This is a genomic window from Phyllobacterium sp. P5_D12 (genome assembly GCF_054049495.1).
This window is the reverse complement of sequence record NZ_JBFUMG010000808.1, coordinates 1-1,519: the sequence shown is the minus strand read 5'-3', so window position 1 is coordinate 1,519 and position 1,519 is coordinate 1. Positions and strand designations below refer to the sequence as shown.

The following is a 1,519-nucleotide window of genomic DNA, read 5'->3' as shown; positions in this document are numbered from 1 at the left end:
CATCTCGCCCGAACCGATCAGGCCGATGCGGATCGGACGGCCCGTATCCGCCCGCGCCTGCATATCCCGCGCCAATCCCGTCAATGCAACATTCGTAGCCATCAATGCCTCCCGTGCCAGCCTCCGATGGGGACTCCGAGGCTGGTCAATCAAGACATCGAATATTGAACATTTGTATTTTAGTCAAGACCTATGTGCAGAATACGCGGACAGATTCCACTCTCGCAAGCGCCGGTCACTCGAAGCGATGCCCTTCCCGTTCCGGATCTCGCGATATCTCCGCCTCCTCCTCATCATCGGGCAAGGCCTCGTCGCTTTCCTGGTATGGATTATCGTCATCTTCCTCCGAAAGTCCTGCATCTTCCGGTTCGACCTGCCGTTCACCCAGGATGGCAAGCTCATCGTCGGCTTGCATCTCCGCTTCGCCGGTTCCGATATCGTCTAAGTCCGGCGTTTCAATGGGCATATCAGATGCCGGTTCCCGGGGCTCAAGACGTTCAGGGCTGTTCTTGGGTTCTCTACCAGACATGTCATGCTCCTTTAGTTGCAAAGGAAACGCCTCAGAAACTGTTTGGATGCATAAAATGCATAGGTCTTCGAATGTTTTGCCTTTTGCCCTAATCCACCCATAATCACCTGCGACGCAACAGCTCCATCTTATTCGGGGAGATATCCATGACATCGAAATTTCTGAGCCTGGCCTTTGCGACAACCGCAATGATGGCAGTGCCGTTCGCCGCGTTGGCCGACGAAACACCGCGTCCGCGCATTGTCGTGACCGGTGAAGGCCAAGCAGCATCAGCGCCGGACATGGCCATTGTTTCAATGGTCGTGCTGCAGGAAAAGCCTACCGCGCGCGAAGCGCTGACGGCTAACAATGAAGCCATGGCCAAGGTTCTCGACGCAATGAAGAAGGCAGGCATCGCCGAACGCGACCTGCAGACGTCAGGCTTCAATATCGAGCCTCGTTATGTCTACCCGGACAACAAGGACAATACACAACCGCCGGAAGCACCAAAGATTGTCGGCTACGCTGTTTCCAACTCATTGACTGTACGCATGCGCGATCTGAAGAAGGTTGGCGACATTCTCGATCAGTCCGTGACCCTTGGCGTCAATCAGGGCGGCAACCTCACCTTCACCAATGACAAACCCGAGGCAATTGTAGAAGAAGCTCGAAAGAAMGCTGTTGCAAACGCATTGGCCAAGGCGAAGACCCTGACGGAAGCTGCAGGTGTTGGTCTGGGCAAAGTGATCGAGATCAGCGAGCAGTCCTACAGCCCTCGCCCGATGCCGATGGGCCAAGCCAAGATGATGGCGGCCGCTCCCGCGGATTCAGTTCCTGTTGCTGCGGGCGAAAACACCTACAATGTGAATGTCAACGTCACGTTCGAATTGAAGAATTGACCTGATCAATTCTGGAAACGAAAAAGGGTGCCAGTCGGCACCCTTTTTGTTTCTTGTGGCAAATACCTTACCGAATGATCGGGCAGCCAGGTGCACGGGCAAACACAACGGC

General features: G+C 54.8%; 2 protein-coding genes. One reads left to right on the top strand and one right to left on the bottom strand.

The genetic code is table 11. The features are described from left to right. Positions 1-235: 235 nt before the first annotated feature. The gene (locus ACXJ5O_RS26630) at positions 236-529 is read right to left on the bottom strand and encodes a hypothetical protein (RefSeq protein WP_457302531.1); all 294 of its coding nucleotides are present in this window, start codon (positions 527-529) and stop codon (positions 236-238) included. Positions 530-717: 188 nt separating this feature from the next. On the opposite strand from ACXJ5O_RS26630, the gene ACXJ5O_RS26625 reads away from it, so the two are divergent. Then, positions 718-1,407 carry an SIMPL domain-containing protein gene (locus ACXJ5O_RS26625; RefSeq protein ID WP_457302532.1) on the top strand — a complete coding sequence of 230 codons (690 nt, stop codon included), beginning with the start codon at positions 718-720 and terminating at the stop codon, positions 1,405-1,407. Positions 1,408-1,519: the final 112 nt, after the last annotated feature.